This window comes from Nocardia sp. bgisy134, assembly GCF_965341865.1.
Lineage (GTDB): Bacteria > Actinomycetota > Actinomycetes > Mycobacteriales > Mycobacteriaceae > Nocardia.
In genome coordinates this window covers 1-16,709 of sequence record NZ_CBDQZP010000014.1, presented here as the reverse complement: position 1 = coordinate 16,709, position 16,709 = coordinate 1, and the positions used below count along the sequence as shown (strand labels likewise).

Here is a 16,709-nt window from a genome sequence, read left to right as displayed (position 1 = left end):
AGGAGGTAGACATGACCGCACCGTCGATGCCGACGGGTTTCGACTTCACCGATCCCGCGCTGTGGCAGAACCGTAGTCCCGTCGAGGAATTCGCACTGTTGCGCCGCACCGCGCCGGTGTGGTGGAACGGGCAGTCCGACGACGCCTCGGGCGGCTTCCGCGACGGGGGCTACTGGGTGGTGAGCAAACTCGCGGACGTCAAGGAGATCTCGCGGCACGCGGAGCTCTACTCCTCGCAGCGCAAAGGCGCGATCATCCGGCTGCCGGGCGACATCACTCCGGAGCAGATGGAGCTCACCGGCGCGCTGCTGGTCAACATGGACGCGCCCAAGCATTCCAAGATCCGCCGGATCGTCTCCAAAGGATTCACCCCGCGCGCGGTCGAAAGCCTGCGCGCGGCGTTGACCGAACGGGCCGAGCGCATCGTGCACGCCGCGAAGCGCACGGGCGGGGGTGATTTCGTGCAGCAGGTGGCCTGCGAGCTACCCCTGCAGGCGATCGCCGAACTGCTCGGCGTGCCGCAGGAGGATCGGCGCAAGCTCTTCGACTGGTCGAACCAGATGCTCAACTACGACGACCCCGAGTACGGCGACCCGACCGTGGCCTCGGCCGAAATCCTGGGCTACGCGTGGAACATGGCCGAGCAGCGCCGTGATCGTCCGGCGCACGACATCGTCTCCGAACTGGTGTACGCCGACGTCGACGGCGAGGCGCTGGCCTCCGACGAGTTCGGCTTCTTCGTCATCCTGCTCGCGGTGGCGGGCAACGAGACGACGCGCAACGCGATCACGCACGGCATGAAGGCCTTCGTGGATCACCCCGAGCAGTGGGAGATCTACCGCGCGCGACGCCCGCGCACCGCGCCCGACGAGATCGTCCGGTGGGCCACTCCGGTCACCGCATTCCAGCGCACCGCCACCGCGGACGTCGAGCTCGGCGGGCAGCGGATCCACGCCGGGCAGCGGCTCGGATTGTTCTACAGCTCGGCCAATTTCGACGAGGACGGCTTCGCCGACCCGTTCGTCTTCGACATCCTGCGCGATCCGAATCCGCACGTCGGCTTCGGCGGGACGGGCGCGCACTACTGCGTCGGCGCGAACCTGGCCCGGCTGGAGATCGATCTGATGTTCAACGCGATCGCCGACGCGATGCCCGCGCTGCGGCAGGTCTCGGATCCGGTGCGGTTGCGGTCGGGCTGGATCAACGGGGTCAAGAGCTGGCAGGTTCGATACGAGTGAGCCGGTGACGCTCGGACGGCCGCGGTGTGGTGCCGCGGCCGTCCGAGCATGTCCGCCGAAGTCCCGGCGCTCAATCGCCCCGCCCGCCCGCCGCACCGCGCCTGCGGTAGCGCACCCGGCAGGGCTGCTCCAGCTGCACCACCATCTTCGAATGGTCGTTGCGGTAGCTCTCCGAAGGCTGAGCCATCTCGAACTCCCAGTCCCGCAGCAGGATCGAGAAGATCGCCTTGAGCTGCATGAGCGCGAACGCGGCGCCGACGCAGCGGTGCCGCCCCGCCCCGAACGGAATCCAGGTCCAGCGATTGACGATGTCCTCCTGATTCGGATCGAGGTAGCGGCCGGGGTCGAAGGCGTCGGGGTCGGGAAAGTCCTCGGGCAGCCGGTTCGAGATGGCCGGTGTGGCTGCCACGTGATCGCCCTCGGTGATGTGGTGACCGCAGACCTCGAAATCGCCTCTGGCGACCCGCATCAGGATGATCAGCGGCGGATGCAGCCGCAGCGTCTCCTTCACTACCGCCTCCAGGCGCGGAATCCGGCGCAGCGCACCGAAACTCACCGGCGAGCCGTCGGCGTAGAGTTCGTCCAGCTCGGCGACGACGCCGTCCAGCAGCTCCGGGTGGCGCAGCAGTTCGATCACGGTCCAGGCCGCGGTGCCGGAGGTGGTGTGGTGGCCGGCGAACATCATCGAGATGAAGATGCCGGTGATCTCGCTGGCGCTGAAGCGCGGAGCGCCGTTCTCGTCGGGCACGGAGACGAGCACGTCGAGCATGTCGCGGTCGCCGCGCTCGGCGGGGGGACGGGCGGCCCGCTGGTCCATGATTCCCTGCACCAGATCGACGAGCGCGGCCCGGGCCTCGTCCCTGCGGCGGAAACTCTCGATCGGCGCGTAGGGGTCCACGTAGGCCAACGCGTCGGTGCCGCGTTCGAGTTCGTGGTACAGGTGCGCGAACCTGCCGTCCAGTTCGTTGCGGAATTTCGCGCCGATGAGGCAGGCCGAGGAAGTGTAGATGGTCAGCTCGGCGAAGAAATCGAGCAGATCGATCTCGCCCGCGTCGCCCCAGCGCGCCAGCATCCGCTCCACCTCGGCGGCGATCGTGGCCGCGTGCCCGCGCATGTGCTCGGCCCGCAGCGCCTGGTTGTGCAGCATCTCCTGACGGCGTTCCGGACTGGCGTCGAAGACCACGCCCTCGCCGAAGATCGGCTTCATGAACGGATAGGCGGCGCCCTGGTCGAGATCCTCGTCGCCGGCACGGAAGAAGAACTCGTTGGCTTCCGCCCCGGAGAGCAGGATGACCTGTTTGCCCGCGAGCTCGAAGGCGCCGATGTCGCCGCATTCGGCGCGCACCCGGCGCATCAACGCGATCGGATCGGAGCGGAACTCCTCGAGATGTCCGTGCTCGTGCTCGCCGCCGGAGACGCGCTGTGGTTTCACCAGAGTCATCGGAAATCCTTCCACAGATACCTGTCCAGACATATGCTGGACACGTGTCTGGACAGTACTACTGTCGACCGGACGCGAGCAAGGGATACGCGATCGCGTGATCACGCGCAGGGCCCTGCCGAAGGGGTGAAGAGTTGGACGCACGGCAACAGTCCTTCCGGGGGCGCTACCCGAACCTGTGGGCCACGTGGGTGACGATCCGGCTCAAACTCGCCGGGCTGGCGCTGGTTTCGACGATCGTGGCCGTGCTGTTTGTCGCCTCGGCGCTGTACACGGGTCGCTTCGAGCCGACCGCCACGGTCGTCGTCGATGCGCCGCGCACGGGCTTGGTGCTCGATCCCGACGCCGCGGTGCGCCTGCGCGGTGTCGACATCGGGCGCGTCGCGGCCGTCGAACCGCACGATGGCCGGGTGTGGCTGCGGTTGGCGCTCGACCCCGGCCTGCTGCGGATGGTCCCGGAGAACACCCTGGTCGATATCCGCTCGACGACGGTCTTCGGCGCGAAGTACGTCAACTTCGTGGCGCCCGCCCACCCGTCGTCGCGCCCGCTCGCGCCGGGGGCGCTGATTCGCGGGGAATCGGTGACGGTCGAATTCAACACGCTGTTCCAGCGACTCTCGACGCTGCTGGCGGCAATCGAACCGGCACGGCTGAACGCCACCCTCGCCGCGTTGAGCGCGGCGTTGCAGGGGCGCGGCGACACGCTCGGGGATCTGCTGGCGCGCACCGACGCCGTACTGCGAGAACTGAATCCGAGCCTGCCGCAACTCGGACTCGATATGGCCGCCACAGCCGAGGTCACCGGCCTCTACGCCGACACCGCGGGGGAGTTGCTGCGCACGGTCGGCAACGCGACCGCGACCGGCGTGACCGTCGCGGACCGGGCGGCGGACCTGGACGAGATGCTGCTCAACGTGCTGGGTCTGGCCGAGACCACCCGCGCGGTCTTCACCGAGAACGAGCAGCAGCTGGCGACGGCGGTCCGGCTGCTGCGGCCGGGCGCCGAGTTGCTGCACGACTATCGCCCTGTGCTGCGCTGCGTGATCATGGGCATCACCTCGGTCATGCCGTTGGCGAACGCGATATTCGGCGGGATGAAGCCGGGCGCGGTGTTCAACAGCAACTTCATGCTGGCCTCGGAGCCGTACAAGTACCCGGAGGATCTGCCGAAGGTCAACGCGACCGGCGGTCCGGACTGCTCCGGTATCGAACAGCGCACGCCGGGTTCGCACGCGGACTATGTCGTCACCGACATCAACGAAGGGCCGCCGTTCGTCCCGCCGACCAGCGCCCAGCTGCACACGAATCCACAGACGGTGTTCGAGATCTTCTTCGGTGGACTGCCCGGCGTGGGTCGCCGATGAGGAACGTCAGGCGTCGAGCACATGGGGCAGTCCCGCGCGGTAGCGATCGGCGTCGAGGAGCTTGGCCTGATCGAAGAGCGGCAGCGAGACCAGAGGGAAGATCGGCGTGCGCAGGCCGGGGTCGTCGGCGGCGTCCATGATCGCGTTGGCCGCGGCGCGGCCGGACTCGTTGGCGCCTTCCATGGTCGCGAGGTCGATGTGGCTGCGCACGTGGTCGCCGCCGAAGAACAGATTGGGTATGGCGCAGTGCGCCGACGGCCGATGCACGTAGGAGCCGGCGGTGTTGACCAGCAACGGTGTCGCATTGTCGATTTCGCCACCGCGCCAGCTGATTCCGGGATCGAGATGCCAGGAGTGGATGTCCTCGTCGCGCAGCCAGCCCGTCGCGGTGTTGAGCCATTCCTTCAGCTGGGCCCACACTTCCGCCGCGATCTCCGCGCGCGAGCACTCCTTGGCCGGTCGGCCGTACAGCAGACCGGGGGAGTCCCAGTCGGAGATGTCCACCGAGAGACACTCTCGCACCGAGCCGTCGCCGTAGCGTGCGGCGAAATCGCCGACCCACATGGGCGCTTGGCGCAATGCGGTGAGCGCCCACGGCGAACCGAGCGCGGCGATATGGCCCTCCGGCAGCTCGGTCGTCCTGGCGAGGTAGTACTGAATGCCGACCATCCAATCCGTCTGCAGGTGACGCATGCCCGCCAGTCGCGGGTCGGCGTCGAGGATCTGGTCGCTGAGCAGCGGCCGCGCTCGCTCGACCGGCATGGCGCAGACGTACCAGTCCGCCGTGACGGTGTCGGCCGCGCCGTTCGCGCCACGCACGGTCGCCGAGACGACGCGCCCACCGCGCAGTGCCAGCGCGCTCGCGCCCCGGTTCATGACGAAACGGACACCGAGCGAACGCAGGTAGCCGACCCAGGGATCGATCCACGCCTCGTTGGTCGGGCGGTTCAGAATACGGTCGATCCCCGCGGCGTACTGCGGAATCGCTCCGGTCGCGGCCAGCACCAACGCCTCGCCGATGGTGCCGATAGTGCGCGCCGAGCTGAGGTGCGGTTTCGCGGCGACGGTGATCCGGGTGAGCGCGCTGACCAAGTAGTCGCGGTAGGCGGGCGACTTGCCCTCGGCGCGCAGGATCTGCTCCCAGGTGATGTACTCCCATTGCCCGAAACGCCGCTGCTCGCAAGAGGTGAACCAGACCGTCATCTGCTTGGCGAAGAACGCGAGTTCGTGCGGCGGCAGCTCGGGAACGAAACCGAACGCGCTCATCAGAGTGTTCTGTAGTCGTTGCGGCGTCAGCTGGTCGATCGCGCCGAGCTCGACCGGCGTGAAAATCGGTGGGCGCCCGCGGAATCCGGCGACGGTGCCCTCCACCCGCACCAGGTTGCCCGCGACGCCGTCGTGGTTGCCGGGGAACGGAATGCGCCGCATGGTGTCGGGAAGGTTCTGGTAGCAGCCGGGGAAGAAGCGAAAGCCGTGCTCGCCGGGCAGATCGAGCCGGCCCTCCGTGCCGGTGCCCGGGACGCCCATGCTCCTGGCCTTGCCGCCGAGGAAGGCGGGTTCGTAGACGGTGACCTGGTATCCGCGCTCGGCGAGTTCGTGAGCGGCGGAGAGCCCCGCGACGCCGCCGCCGAAGATCGCGACCGTTCGCCCCGGCGCGGGCGCTCGCCGCGCTACGGGCGCGGCGGTGGCCATCGGAGCGCTCGCCAACAGGCCGGCGCCCGCCGCCAGCGCACCGCGTAGGACATCGCGACGGGTCGGGGAAATACCGGAAAACGGTCGCTGATCACGCATGTCGAACTCCTGGGACGGCGGCGGTGGCGGGCGTGATGGCCGGGTGCGCGCGGGACTGCCACCAGTCGGCGGCGGTGTCGCGGGCTTCGTGGAGGAGTTCGGTCAGCACCGGACCGACCGACGGCCAGGCCGCACGCAAGGCGCCAACGGCCAGCGCGGCGGCGAGGCCAGGGGTGAAGACGTCCTTCGGATCCTTTGTCCGGGAGAAGATCTCGGTCACCGCCCGTGCTAGCTCCGGGTCGCCGGTGGCGCGGCGGTACAGCTGAATCTCCAAGGGGCTCATGGGCGTCGCGCGAGACAACCGGTTCGTCCACTGGTAGATGCCGAGACATTCGGTGAGGCGCTGGGACTCCCAGGCGCGCAACGCCGCGTCCAGGCGCTGCGGTTCGTGCAGCACCGGGGCGGCGAGTTCGCCGAGCCGTCTGCCGTAGTGCAGCGCGTCCCGAATGCCCTGCGCCGTCACGGGATCCTTGAAATGACCGGCGTCGCCGGGCAAGGCCCACCCGGGCCCGCTGGATCCCCGGAAGTAGGAGACGAGCCCGGTCGCCGAGCGGACGCGACCCACGCGCTCGCATCCCGCGAGCCGCGCCGTCAACCCCGGAATCCGTTCGATCGCTTCCCGATAGCGTCGTTCGGCCCCGCCGGGTCCCGGACGGTCCTGGCTCGCGGGCGGTTGTACGAGGGCGAGCAGCAGCCCGTCGTCGCAGGGGAAGGCGGTGCCGAGATCGGCGCCGTCGCGCCACTGCGCGGCCACCCCGCGCCATTCGACCGCCGTGTCACGCCAGTAGGCGAAATAGCAGTCCCGCCCGCTCGGCGCGAAGAGCCGAGGGCGGGACGCACCGGCCAGCCGAGCCACCGTGCTGCGCCGTCCGTCGGCGCCGACGACGAGAGCGGCGCGCAATTCGTGCGTGCCGGACGAATCGGTGTACCGCACGCCCGCGCATCGTGTTCCTCGCCAGAGCAATTCGCCGACCCGCGCGCCATCCCGCAGCTGCGCTCCCGCGGCGACCGCGGTGGCCGCGAGCGCGGCGTCCAGGCCCGTGCGGCGCACACACAGCGCGTAGTCGACGCCGTCGACCGGCGCGAACGAGGAGCGAATGGCATGGCCCGCGCCCGCCGCGTAGGCCGTCCGCATCGGTGGCGCGCCCAACTCCGCGACACGATCGAGCGCACCGAGACGCCGCAGCTCCGCGACTCCGCCGGGCCACAGCAAGTGCGTGGAGAGCGTGTCGGAGGGAAGCCGAGTCGCTTCGAGCAGCACCACCCGCCGACCGGCCTGCGCGAACGCGGCGGCCGCCGCCGACCCGGCGCAGCGCGCGCCGACCACGACGACCTCGGTGTCCTCGACCGGGATGGCAGAAGCGCCGCTCATCATCGAACCGCCTCGGTCACTGCGTCTCGGACATGGTGTCCGATCGATGGTGCGGCTCGGCGCCTCTCGCTGTCAACGGCCGCACGGCAGAATGGAACTCATGGATCCATCCAGCGGACGACCTCGGCGACGCCGCACCGTCGCGCGACGTGCGGGCGGCGGATGCCTTCGCTGACGAGAGCCCCGAAGAACGCGCGCAAGCAGGTCGACGACCGGCGCGCGGAATTCGAGCGACGCGTCCTACGCGCCGTCGAAGAGCTGCTCGCCGACGGAACGCCTTACACCGAGATCGCGGTGCAGAAGATCGCCGCGGCGTCGGGTTCCGCGAGATCGACCTTCTACCGCTACTTTCCGGACAAGAGCCGGCTACTGATCCGCATGGCGGAGCTGGCGACCGCGGACCTGTTCGACGCGGCGGAGACGTGGTGGCGCGCCGATCACGGTGACCGCAGGGCGGGAGTGGTCGGTGCGATCGGCAGCATGATCGCGGGGTTCCGTGAACATCGCTATCTGCTGCTGGCGCTGAGTGAAGTCGCCGCCTACGACCGAGATGTGGGGCGGTACTGGAGAGGTCGGGTCGCGTCCTTCGTGGATGTGGTGCGCACTCGGCTCGAGACGGATCGCGCCGAGGGGCGAATAGATTCGTCCGTCGACCCGACCGCGACGGCGGTGGTGCTGACGGCGATGGTCGAGCGATCGATCACGGCCGCCTTCGCGGCGAATTCGGTCGTCACCGACGACGCGCTGGCGGAATCGCTGGGGCGGGCGATCTGGCTCGTCGTCTACGGTGACGCGCCGTGCGCGTGATCGGGACAGAAGAGACTGAGCCGCAACGACATTCGAGGGCAAACTATTCGTCGTCCAGGCCCGCGGACAAGTACGCCGCCGCCGCGAGCCACTGTCTGCACTGCGGGCCGTGCACCTCGTGGAACTGGAGTATCTCGCGGGCGCGGCGATAGGTGAGGCCACCGGGCTCGGCGCCGCAATCGGCGGCGGACACATCGCCCGCGGCGGGTGGTCGCAACGTCTCTACACCGGCGCCTCCGAAGAGCGCGTCCCGGTGGGGAGTTCGAAATGGCTGACTCATGTCGACCGCCCCTCGCGTCTGGCAAAGGGGAGGCGAATTGTCTGTCGACGCCGGCGCGAACTCCCTGCGCGCCTCCCCGCGTTACTCTTTGCCCGAGTTTAGGGCCGCGTACCTTACAGATGCAAGTACATCTGCACGAACGACGGCGAGGAATGGAAAACGGCGGCCGTCGACGGATGCCGACGGCCGCCGTTGTGGCGCAGCGGCTTTCCCAGGCGCGTCGCACTATTTCCTGATGCGTCAGTAATTTCGCCGACCCGGCGCGATTATCGATGACACGTCAGGATATTTCGGCGCGCCGGATATTTGCCGACTGGCCGGTATCCGCGGTGTGCGCGTCAGGGTTTGCGCGCGACGGCTCCGTATGCGGAAATGGGCCGGATCTCGCCCACCTCGGTATTCTCGGCGCGCCACTGGGTGATGGAGGTGAATCCGGGGTCGACCAACTCCAAACCGTCGAAGACGGCGCGAATCTGGGCCTGCGGGCGCGGCACGTACGGCACGCCGCCGGTGCCGGTGTAGTTCTCGCAGAGGGTCACGTACTCCTGGCTGTCGTCCGTGCCGTCCCACATCACCAGGTAGCTGCCCGACGGCACGGCGTCGAGCGCCGTGTGAACGATGCGCAGCAATTCGTCGTAGGTCTTGGCGTGGCCGAGCACGCCCATGAACATGACGGCGATCGGCTTGTTGAAATTGAGGACGTTCTGCGCGTCGGCGACGATCTGCTCCGTGTCGTGGAAGTCGCAGTCCACGTAGGTGGTGACGCCTTCCGGGGTGGTGCTGGTGAGCAGCGCCCTCGCGTGGGTCAGCACGAGCGGATCATTGTCGACGTAAACGATTTTCGCGTCGGGCGCCACGCTCTGCGCCACCTCGTGGGTGTTCTGCATGGTCGGCAGGCCGGTGCCGATGTCGAGGAACTGGCGGATGCCGACCTCGCTGGCCAGGTAGCTGACCGCGCGGATCAGGAACTGGCGCGACTGGACGGCCATCGTGGTGATGTCGGGGTCGACCTCGATGCCCGCATCACCTGCGACCCTGTCGATTTCGTAGTAGTCCTTGCCCCCCATCCAGTAGTTCCAGATTCGGGCGGAATGGGGGATGTCGGTCCGGATGAGCGGGCTCTGGTCTTCGGGCATCGCGTGTGACTCCTCGGGAACGTGCGTGCTGGCCGGATGTCCGCCGCCCTTGACCGATGTTCGGCGGCGCGCCGCGCGCGTCTTGCACCGAGGTTGTCGCGAATGGACGGTACATCCGATGTGCTCTGTGACAGTACAAGATTCGGGTGGTGTCAGCGGACTGGATCCGCCAGCTGATCACGGTCTTTCCGCGACTGACGAATCACCGGTCTCAAAGCCGACCGGTAGGTCCGAATTATTCTGCGCCGCATGGTGAACTTCGTGCTATCGTCCGGACGTGGGTGCAAATGCAAGAACGTTTGAGCGTGCATCTGCAAGCACCCAAGCGGATAGGTCCCTCACACTGGCAGTAACCGAGGAGTGGGAAATGTCGGGTACAACCACACACAAGATCACGAGCGCCTGGCGCAAGAGTTCGTACAGCGGGCCGAGCGGCGGCAACTGCGTCGAAGTAGCGGAGGTGTCCAATGGCCTGGTCGCCGTGCGTAACTCGCGCGACCCCGAGGGCGCGGTCCTCTTCTACACACGCCCCGAGATCGACGCGTTCGTTCGCGGAGCAAAGGCCGGGGAATTCGACGATTTGACTAGCTGAAAGGTAACATTGCGGTCGGTGCGGTGTGTCTCGAAACGACAAGTGTGTGACACACTGGTGGGCAACCTCGAGTATCGGAGACGAACTCCATGATCGCAGAACCCAACGACGACGGCCTCGTGCAATCGGTTGTCGCGGAGCATGGTCCGACTGTGCTCCGGATCGCCCTGGGTGGGCAGTTGCGCAAGCTACGCGAGAGTTGCAGCATCACCCGCGAGGCCGCCGGCGACGCGATTCGTGGCTCGCACGCCAAGATCAGTCGTCTCGAGTTGGGCCGCACCGGTTTCAAAGAACGCGACATCCGCGATCTCCTAACCCTTTACGGCGTAACCGATCCCGTCGAACGCGAGCGGTTCCTCGCGCTGGCCAGACAGGCGAACGAGCCCGGCTGGTGGCACCGCTACAGCGACTTGCTGCCTTCGTGGTTCGGCACCTACCTGGGGCTGGAGCAAGCGGCCAACAAGATCCGCACCTATGAGGCGCACCTTGTGCCCGGCCTGCTACAGACGCCCGAATACGCAAGGGCCGTCTTGTCTCTCGGCAACGACGACGCCGACACCGAACGACGCGTCGCCGTGCGCCAGCGCAGGCAGGAGATCCTGCACCGGACGGATCCGCCGATCGTCTGGGCGGTGATCGACGAGGCCGCGCTGCACCGTCCGGTGGGCGGGCCGCAGGTGCACCGCGAGCAGATGCAGCACCTCATCGCGCTGGCCGGCCTACCGAACGTGACCCTTCAGGTCCTGCCGTACTCGGCGGGCGAGCACGCGGCCGCGGGCAGCTCCTTCAGCATCCTGCGCTTCGCTCAGCCCGAGCTACCCGACATCGTGTACCTGGAGCACCTGACCAGCGCCCTGTACCTGGACCGCAGGCAGGATCTGGCGCTGTACCTCTCGGTGATGGACCGCTTGAGCGTGCAGGCCTTGCCGCCGCAGAAGTCGGTCGAGATGTTGGCATCGTACGCGTGACGATCGTCCGGCAGCGCTGAGGAGCGTCGCCGAAGATCATGTGGCGCCGCCGATGGTCTGCCAGTACGGCCGAAGACCTCGCGGTGTATCCGAGAAATCACCGAGTGCCGCTGGATGCGGTGCGGTGCCGTCGATAACTATCTGCCGTCGATAACTACCTGGCGCCGCTGATGCAGCTCGACGCCCTGAAGATCACGAGCGGTCTCTTTTCTGATTTTTGCCGCCTGGCTCGGGCCGAAAACGATTGACGGCGAGAAGATCCCGTTGTGGCTCGAGCGTCGTCGTCGGTCCGGACGACGCGAGAAGCGGCGAGGTCGCGCTGGGTGTCGCGCACACCGGCTCGGCGGACGGAGGTGATGTCCGGCCGTGTCCTGCCGCAGGCGAGATTCGCTGGCGCGCAGCGCTGTTCGGCCGCCGCGCGCGGTGATTAACCGGCTACTGCCTGATGAAGGTGGATGCGATGCGCCAGAACGTCGCCGGCTGCAACGCCTCGAGATCCCAGTCGTCCGCCATGGCGTGCGCCGTGGACACGATCCGATCGATGTCGAAATCGTTCCGGGTGGCCGCTCCGGTGGACTCGACGGCATCGATGACGAACGCGACTGCCGTTTCTCGTGAGTACGCGGTATTTCTGTGGCCGCTCGGGGCCGACGATGTGCTCATAGCTCTACCGTTCGCTGGCTGGTCGGCCAGTGCGGTGTCGGCGAACCCGATCCGGCCGCCTGTAAGTGGTTGGTCCATAAGAACGCCCCTGACTGTAGGCGGCAGCAAACCTCCGGCGACTTTTGCCCTCGGTTCGCCCACACGGCCTCCCCTGGTTGTCCTCTATATAGCTTTGCGGAACTGAGTTTAGGTCCGTGTGCCTTTCAGATGCAAGTACATCTGCACGATCGATTGTATTCGCGCAAAAGGTTTTTCACAGTTGTGACCAGCGCGGCCATGCGTTCCGACCGGGCGGTTCGCTGGATCGGCGCGGCAGCCTCCGGGTTCGCCCTCTTCCCAGTGTTCTTCCTCGTCAGGCCGGGTGTACGGCTGGCCAGGTCGGGCGGCGTTCGCCGCGGCGATGCGTCCCGGACCGTCCGACCGGCGCGTGCGCCTCGGCGGGGGCGCGCGGATGGCCGGACGCTCCGTGTGGCGAAGCGTCGTCATTGCGCCCCCGCGCGGCGAGGTCTCGAATGGTGAATCGGCAGCGTCGGGAAATCGTTTCGGATTCGGTGCGAAATCGCGGGTCGGCGGCGGCCGGATAAGTCGGCCGACGGAACCGTCTTGGGGATCCCGCTGGCCGAATCCGGTGCGTCACACGATAATCAGCAATCTATTGGCTACCAATATTGGCGACCGCATCGGCCGACGGCGTATCCCCGGCGACGAGGTCGAGCGTGGTGCGCACGGTGTTCGGAGCGGACAGCACGGCGGCGAGGACGGCCGCGACGTCGGCGCGGGCAATGCTGTCGCGACCGACCCGGTCCGCGCTCAGGGTGACCCGGCCGGTGCCCTCGGTATCGAGCAGCCGACCCGGGCGCACGATGGTCCAGTCCAGATCGCGGGCTCGAAGATCGTCCTCGGCTTGGGTTTTGGCATCGATGTAGGCGGCCCACACCTCGTCGGTGCCCGGCGCGGGCGGCTGACCGGCACCCATGGTGGAGATCTGCACGAAACGTCGTACTCCGGCCTGCTCCGCGGCCTCGGCGAGCAGCACCGAGCCGCCCTTGTCCACGGTGTATTTGCGGGCCGCGCCGCTGCCCTGCCCCGCGCCCGCCGCGAAGACGACGGCATCGGCCCCGGTCAGCGCTGCGGCGAGTGCGGTGCGGTCGGTTCGTTCCAGATCCAGCACGAGAGGGCGGGCTCCGGTGGCGGCGACATCCGCGGCGTGGACGGGGTTGCGAATCAGGCTGTCGACGGAGTGACCCACCGCGGCGAGCGATTCGGCGAGCAGCAGGGCGATCTTGCCGTGTCCACCGGCGATCACGATGCGCATGGGTGTCCTTTCCGGTAGCGGGTGGCGGTCGGTCAGCGTTCGGGTCCGCCCGGGTTGCACGACGCCTGCACGGTGGCCGGGTAGCCGACGGCGGGCCGCCACGGTTCGATATTCCAGCTGGGCTTGTTCGGCTGGACCAGACGCGCCCAGTCCCAGTGGCAGATGAACTGGTCGCGCATGCCGGGGGTGTCGGCGTCGGGGGACTGGGCGAGAACCTCCTGCCAGGCCCGCTCGTCCGAACCGGGATAGGTGGTGCGGCGACCGGCTTCCGAGGGGAAGACGAGCAGGCGGGCGCCGTCCACGTTCTCGGTCCACGCCACGTGGTCGACGAGGGGAATGCCCTCGTAGGGGTCGACCGTCGGCTGCGCCGCAAGGGGGGTGGCGGGTGAGGTGATCGCGATCGACGCGGTGGTCGGCGGTGCGGTCAGGCGCGCGGACGGCGTGGGCGAGCCCAGATCGGACGTCGTCGCGGTGGACGTGTTATCGCCGCCGCAACCGGCGACCGCGAGGGACAGCAGTAGCGCAACCGTCGCCCCGTGTACCACGCGCGGTCGGCGGTCGTGTGCTGTCCGCGTCCGCTGTCTCACTGTCGTTCCCTCCCGAGCGCTGTACTTGTCCGGCGTGGCCGCTGTGGGTATCCAACATGGCCGCCGTGGTGTCCGGCGTGGCGCGGACGTCCCGGTCGAGCGTAGTCGTGCGCGGCCGGACGACGTCCGTCGATGGCCCGCATGTGGCGGGGGTAGGTCGCCCTGAGCGGGACACCGAATGTGGTGTCTTGCCCCGCCGGCATCGATACGGCAATCATCGGTCGATGAATCGCGCACTGATCTTGGGGGGCGTGCTCGGGGTCGTGATCTCGGTGCTTGCGCCCGCGGGCACCGGCGCGGCGAACCCTGCCGGACTGCCCGGCTCGGTCACGGAGGTGTCCCCGTTGCCACAGGTCGTCGAAGTGGCGGACGCGGGCGCCGGGCTACGGCTTGTCTACTGGTCGCGCGGCCCGCACGGGCCGATGCAGAGCAGCGGCGCGATCTATCTGCCGCCGGGTCCGCCGCCGCCCGGCGGATGGCCGATCGTGGCCTACGCGCACGGCACGGTGGGGATCGCCGACCACTGCGCGTTCACGGTGCAGCCGCGCCGCCTCTATCTCGACACCGTCTATCCGGAGTTGCTGCGCGCCGGCTACGCCGTGGCGCTCTCCGACTACGTCGGCCTCGGCACCCCGGGCACGCACCCGTATCTGGATGGACCGTCGCAGGCGCGCAGCATGATCGACGGGGTGCGCGCCGCGCGGACTGTCGTGCCCGAGCTGAGCGACCGGTGGGCCGTGCTCGGTCAGTCCCAAGGCGGGCAGACCGCCTTGTTCACCGCGCGCATCGCCCCGGAGGACGCGCCCGAGCTCTGGTTGCGCGGCGCGGTCGCCACCGGGCCGCCGTCGAATCTGGAGAACATCGCGCCGCTGCTCGGCCCCTGGGTGCCGCGGCTTCCGCTCCGGATGACGACCGCCTATTTCGCCTCGATCCTCGTGGGGTTGCGCGAGACCGCGCCCGAAGTCGACGTGGACAGCTATCTGACTCCCGTGGGCCGGGATGTGCTCGCCCTGGTCGAGCGCGAGTGTGTCGCCGAGGCCGACGCCATGGTGCGCGATATCTCGATCGGCGAGATGCTGGCGAAGCCGCTGGCGGATCCGGCGCTGCTGGCCGCGGCGCGCTCGATGCTGCGGATACCGACCGAGGGCCACACGGTGCCACTGTTCATCGGCCAGGGTCTGACCGATCGCGACGTGCCCGCGCCCCTGAGCGCAGCCCTGGTCGCGGAGCTGACGTCGGCAGGCGCGGATCTCCAGGTGGCGGTCTATCCCGGCGACCACCTCGCTACCGCCCGCGACTCGCTGCCGGACACGATGGCCTTCCTCCATCGGGTGCTGGACAGTCCGTGAGGCACGGCGCGTCACCTCGCGTTCAGGTCCACAGCGACCGGCACGGCAACCTGCGCAGCTCGGGTCCGACCTTGCCGTCCACGGTGACGGTGAGGCCGGCGTGCAGCGCCGCGCTGGTGAATTCCCACGCCTCGGTGCTGGTCGCGGCGTACGCGAGCACGATCTCGTCCTCGGGGGTCGGGCCGTCGAAGTAGACGGTCACGCGCCGGGTCAGCGCGTCCGCGACACCCGACCAGCGATCCGCGATGCGCTGTGTGCCGTCCATGCCACCGTCTCCTTCCGGTCCGGCGCGGCCGTACGCCGGTTACTCGACGGTAGGTCCGGGACCATAGCAAAGAACATGTTCCATCCCACTGGCTGGACAAGTCACAGGCCGCGCGGCGCTTCGGTGGGGATTCTCACGAGTATGTGTGCGCGGCGGTCACAGCGTGTCGCTGCCCGAACTGTGAATTGTCAACATGTTGCGCACCGCGTCTGCCATCCCCACCGTCCGTTGATGAGGATGTTCTCCAACGTTGGACCCACTGGGGAGGCACAAGTCCATGAGGAAGGCCCTGCGTTCGATGCGCGCGCTCGGTGTCGCCGCGCTCGGAGCGATGATGGTCGTCGCCGGAGCGGGGGTGACCCACGGCGAACCGCTGTATCCGGCCCCCGATCCGGATCCGTTCTACGCCTCGCCCCCTGACCTGGCCGACAAGAAGCCCGGCGAGGTGCTGGCGGTGCGCCAGATGCCGCCGCTGCCGATCTTCCCGGACACCACCGTCACCGTGGTGCGGTTCCGTTCGACCAGCTCGCAGGGCAAGCCGATCGCGGCCACCACCACGGTGCTCACCCCGACGGCGCACCGCAAGGACGGCCCGCTGCTGTCCTTCCAGCACATCATCAACGGGCTCGGCGCCGAGTGCTCGGTGTCGCGGGTGCTCTACACCGGCGATCCGAATCTGATCGTGCGCGAGGCGCCCGGCTGGAACGTGCTGCTGCAGCGCGGCTGGAGCGTGGCCCTCCCCGATCATCTCGGCCCGCAGTTCGCCTACGGCGCGGCGAAGCTGGGCGGTCAGATCACCCTGGACGGCATCCGCGCGGTGAAGCAGGTGTCCGATCTGCAAGTGGCGCAGAGCCCTACGGCGATGGTCGGCTACTCCGGCGGCGGGATGGCCACCGCGTGGGCGGCGGCGCTGGCGCCGGAGTACGCACCGGAACTCCAGCTCGCGGGTGCCGCGATGGGCGGGGTGCCGATGAACCTGGTCAAGATGATGGAGGGCCTCGGCCTCGGTTCGCACCCGGTGTTCGGTCTGGCCTTGGCCGCGGGCCTCGGCCTGGAGCGTGAGTACCCGGAGCGGTTCCCGCTCAGCGAGCAACTCAACGACCGCGGGCTGGCCGCGCGCGACGCCATGGCCAACAGCTGCACCAACGACATCATCGCCGCGGGCGCGGGACGTGGCGCGATGGACTTCGCCAAGACGACCTCGATGATCGACAACCGCGACGCGCGAGCGGTGGTGGAGGAGAACAGCCTCGAGCTGCACGCCGGTGTGCCGCGCACGCCGGTGTTCGAATGGCATTCTCCGATCGACGGATTGGTTCCGGTCGACGCGATCGTCAACACCGACCGCAGGTGGTGCGCGGCGGGCGTGCGGGTGCAGGCCGAGCAGATCGCGGTGCCCGATCATCTCACCGCCGCCGTTCTCGGCATCCCTGCCGCACTGGGCTGGCTCGACGCCCGCTTCCGCGGCGAGTCCGCGCCGAGCAACTGCTGAGCCCGGTGGGGGGGGGGGGGGGGGGGGGGGGGGGGGGGGGGGGGAGAGA

The 16,709-nt window shown here is 68.5% G+C and carries 16 protein-coding genes; 7 read left to right on the top strand and 9 right to left on the bottom strand.

Annotated elements, in window-relative coordinates; translation table 11 throughout:
• Positions 1-11 precede the first annotated feature (11 nt).
• On the top strand, positions 12-1,238 hold the full coding sequence (locus ACRWNM_RS23580) for a cytochrome P450 (RefSeq protein WP_431970249.1): 1,227 nt from the start codon (positions 12-14) through the stop codon (positions 1,236-1,238).
• 70 nt (positions 1,239-1,308) lie between these two features.
• Here ACRWNM_RS23580 and ACRWNM_RS23575 read toward each other — a convergent pair whose 3' ends face one another.
• A complete protein-coding gene (locus tag ACRWNM_RS23575; RefSeq protein WP_431970248.1) occupies positions 1,309-2,679 on the bottom strand; it encodes a cytochrome P450 in 1,371 nt (456 codons plus the stop codon).
• 134 nt (positions 2,680-2,813) lie between these two features.
• On the opposite strand from ACRWNM_RS23575, the gene ACRWNM_RS23570 reads away from it, so the two are divergent.
• Positions 2,814-4,043 carry an MCE family protein gene (locus tag ACRWNM_RS23570; protein WP_431970247.1) on the top strand — a complete coding sequence of 410 codons (1,230 nt, stop codon included), beginning with the start codon at positions 2,814-2,816 and terminating at the stop codon, positions 4,041-4,043.
• A gap of 6 nt (positions 4,044-4,049) precedes the next feature.
• On the opposite strand, the gene ACRWNM_RS23565 is transcribed toward ACRWNM_RS23570, so the two are convergent.
• Positions 4,050-5,834 carry a hydroxysqualene dehydroxylase gene (locus ACRWNM_RS23565; protein ID WP_431970246.1) on the bottom strand — a complete coding sequence of 595 codons (1,785 nt, stop codon included), beginning with the start codon at positions 5,832-5,834 and terminating at the stop codon, positions 4,050-4,052.
• Positions 5,827-7,206: an FAD-dependent oxidoreductase gene (locus ACRWNM_RS23560; protein WP_431970245.1), complete on the bottom strand. Its 1,380-nt coding sequence runs from the start codon at positions 7,204-7,206 to the stop codon at positions 5,827-5,829. Before ACRWNM_RS23560 ends, ACRWNM_RS23565 begins: the two co-directional genes overlap by 8 nt.
• Before the next feature lie 162 nt (positions 7,207-7,368).
• On the opposite strand from ACRWNM_RS23560, the gene ACRWNM_RS23555 reads away from it, so the two are divergent.
• Positions 7,369-8,013, top strand: a complete 645-nt coding sequence (locus tag ACRWNM_RS23555) for a TetR/AcrR family transcriptional regulator (RefSeq protein ID WP_431970244.1) — start codon at positions 7,369-7,371, stop codon at positions 8,011-8,013.
• Between the two features lie 43 nt (positions 8,014-8,056).
• Here the strand turns inward: ACRWNM_RS23555 and ACRWNM_RS23550 are convergent, their stop codons facing one another.
• Complete coding sequence (locus tag ACRWNM_RS23550) at positions 8,057-8,293, bottom strand: hypothetical protein (protein ID WP_431970243.1); 237 nt, start codon at positions 8,291-8,293, stop codon at positions 8,057-8,059.
• 338 nt (positions 8,294-8,631) lie between these two features.
• Complete coding sequence (locus ACRWNM_RS23545; RefSeq protein ID WP_431970242.1) at positions 8,632-9,429, bottom strand: SAM-dependent methyltransferase; 798 nt, start codon at positions 9,427-9,429, stop codon at positions 8,632-8,634.
• Between the two features lie 367 nt (positions 9,430-9,796).
• Here ACRWNM_RS23545 and ACRWNM_RS23540 point away from each other — a divergent pair, with 367 nt between their 5' ends.
• A complete protein-coding gene (locus ACRWNM_RS23540) occupies positions 9,797-10,021 on the top strand; it encodes a DUF397 domain-containing protein (protein WP_431970241.1) in 225 nt (74 codons plus the stop codon).
• A gap of 89 nt (positions 10,022-10,110) precedes the next feature.
• Positions 10,111-10,989, top strand: a complete 879-nt coding sequence (locus tag ACRWNM_RS23535; protein WP_431970240.1) for a helix-turn-helix domain-containing protein — start codon at positions 10,111-10,113, stop codon at positions 10,987-10,989.
• 435 nt (positions 10,990-11,424) lie between these two features.
• Here ACRWNM_RS23535 and ACRWNM_RS23530 read toward each other — a convergent pair whose 3' ends face one another.
• The 3 genes from ACRWNM_RS23530 to ACRWNM_RS23520 all read right to left on the bottom strand — a co-directional run bounded on the left by ACRWNM_RS23530 (position 11,425) and on the right by ACRWNM_RS23520 (position 13,554).
• Complete coding sequence (locus ACRWNM_RS23530) at positions 11,425-11,652, bottom strand: hypothetical protein (RefSeq protein ID WP_431970239.1); 228 nt, start codon at positions 11,650-11,652, stop codon at positions 11,425-11,427.
• Between the two features lie 652 nt (positions 11,653-12,304).
• Positions 12,305-12,967, bottom strand: a complete 663-nt coding sequence (locus ACRWNM_RS23525; protein WP_431970238.1) for an NAD(P)H-binding protein — start codon at positions 12,965-12,967, stop codon at positions 12,305-12,307.
• Positions 12,968-12,999: 32 nt separating this feature from the next.
• Entirely contained in the window at positions 13,000-13,554 is a 555-nt protein-coding gene (locus ACRWNM_RS23520) for a DUF2599 domain-containing protein (protein WP_431970237.1), read from the bottom strand.
• 224 nt (positions 13,555-13,778) lie between these two features.
• Here ACRWNM_RS23520 and ACRWNM_RS23515 point away from each other — a divergent pair, with 224 nt between their 5' ends.
• On the top strand, positions 13,779-14,903 hold the full coding sequence (locus ACRWNM_RS23515) for an alpha/beta hydrolase family protein (protein ID WP_431970236.1): 1,125 nt from the start codon (positions 13,779-13,781) through the stop codon (positions 14,901-14,903).
• A 22-nt stretch (positions 14,904-14,925) separates the two neighbouring features.
• On the opposite strand, the gene ACRWNM_RS23510 is transcribed toward ACRWNM_RS23515, so the two are convergent.
• Positions 14,926-15,168 carry a hypothetical protein gene (locus ACRWNM_RS23510; protein WP_431970235.1) on the bottom strand — a complete coding sequence of 81 codons (243 nt, stop codon included), beginning with the start codon at positions 15,166-15,168 and terminating at the stop codon, positions 14,926-14,928.
• Between the two features lie 277 nt (positions 15,169-15,445).
• Between ACRWNM_RS23510 and ACRWNM_RS23505 the strand changes: the two genes are divergently transcribed.
• The gene (locus ACRWNM_RS23505) at positions 15,446-16,660 is read left to right on the top strand and encodes a lipase family protein (protein ID WP_431970234.1); all 1,215 of its coding nucleotides are present in this window, start codon (positions 15,446-15,448) and stop codon (positions 16,658-16,660) included.
• Positions 16,661-16,709 lie beyond the last annotated feature (49 nt).

Excerpts from the sequence above, each read along its gene's own strand:
- ACRWNM_RS23580 (WP_431970249.1), top strand. The coding sequence starts at position 12 with ATGACCGCACCGTCGATGCCGACGGGTTTCGACTTCACCGATCCCGCG.
- ACRWNM_RS23575 (WP_431970248.1), bottom strand. The coding sequence starts at position 2,679 with ATGACTCTGGTGAAACCACAGCGCGTCTCCGGCGGCGAGCACGAGCAC.
- ACRWNM_RS23565 (WP_431970246.1), bottom strand. The coding sequence starts at position 5,834 with ATGCGTGATCAGCGACCGTTTTCCGGTATTTCCCCGACCCGTCGCGAT.
- ACRWNM_RS23560 (WP_431970245.1), bottom strand. The coding sequence starts at position 7,206 with ATGAGCGGCGCTTCTGCCATCCCGGTCGAGGACACCGAGGTCGTCGTG.
- ACRWNM_RS23555 (WP_431970244.1), top strand. The coding sequence starts at position 7,369 with ATGCCTTCGCTGACGAGAGCCCCGAAGAACGCGCGCAAGCAGGTCGAC.
- ACRWNM_RS23550 (WP_431970243.1), bottom strand. The coding sequence starts at position 8,293 with ATGAGTCAGCCATTTCGAACTCCCCACCGGGACGCGCTCTTCGGAGGC.
- ACRWNM_RS23545 (WP_431970242.1), bottom strand. The coding sequence starts at position 9,429 with ATGCCCGAAGACCAGAGCCCGCTCATCCGGACCGACATCCCCCATTCC.
- ACRWNM_RS23540 (WP_431970241.1), top strand. The coding sequence starts at position 9,797 with ATGTCGGGTACAACCACACACAAGATCACGAGCGCCTGGCGCAAGAGT.
- ACRWNM_RS23535 (WP_431970240.1), top strand. The coding sequence starts at position 10,111 with ATGATCGCAGAACCCAACGACGACGGCCTCGTGCAATCGGTTGTCGCG.
- ACRWNM_RS23530 (WP_431970239.1), bottom strand. The coding sequence starts at position 11,652 with ATGAGCACATCGTCGGCCCCGAGCGGCCACAGAAATACCGCGTACTCA.
- ACRWNM_RS23525 (WP_431970238.1), bottom strand. The coding sequence starts at position 12,967 with ATGCGCATCGTGATCGCCGGTGGACACGGCAAGATCGCCCTGCTGCTC.
- ACRWNM_RS23515 (WP_431970236.1), top strand. The coding sequence starts at position 13,779 with ATGAATCGCGCACTGATCTTGGGGGGCGTGCTCGGGGTCGTGATCTCG.
- ACRWNM_RS23510 (WP_431970235.1), bottom strand. The coding sequence starts at position 15,168 with ATGGACGGCACACAGCGCATCGCGGATCGCTGGTCGGGTGTCGCGGAC.
- ACRWNM_RS23505 (WP_431970234.1), top strand. The coding sequence starts at position 15,446 with ATGAGGAAGGCCCTGCGTTCGATGCGCGCGCTCGGTGTCGCCGCGCTC.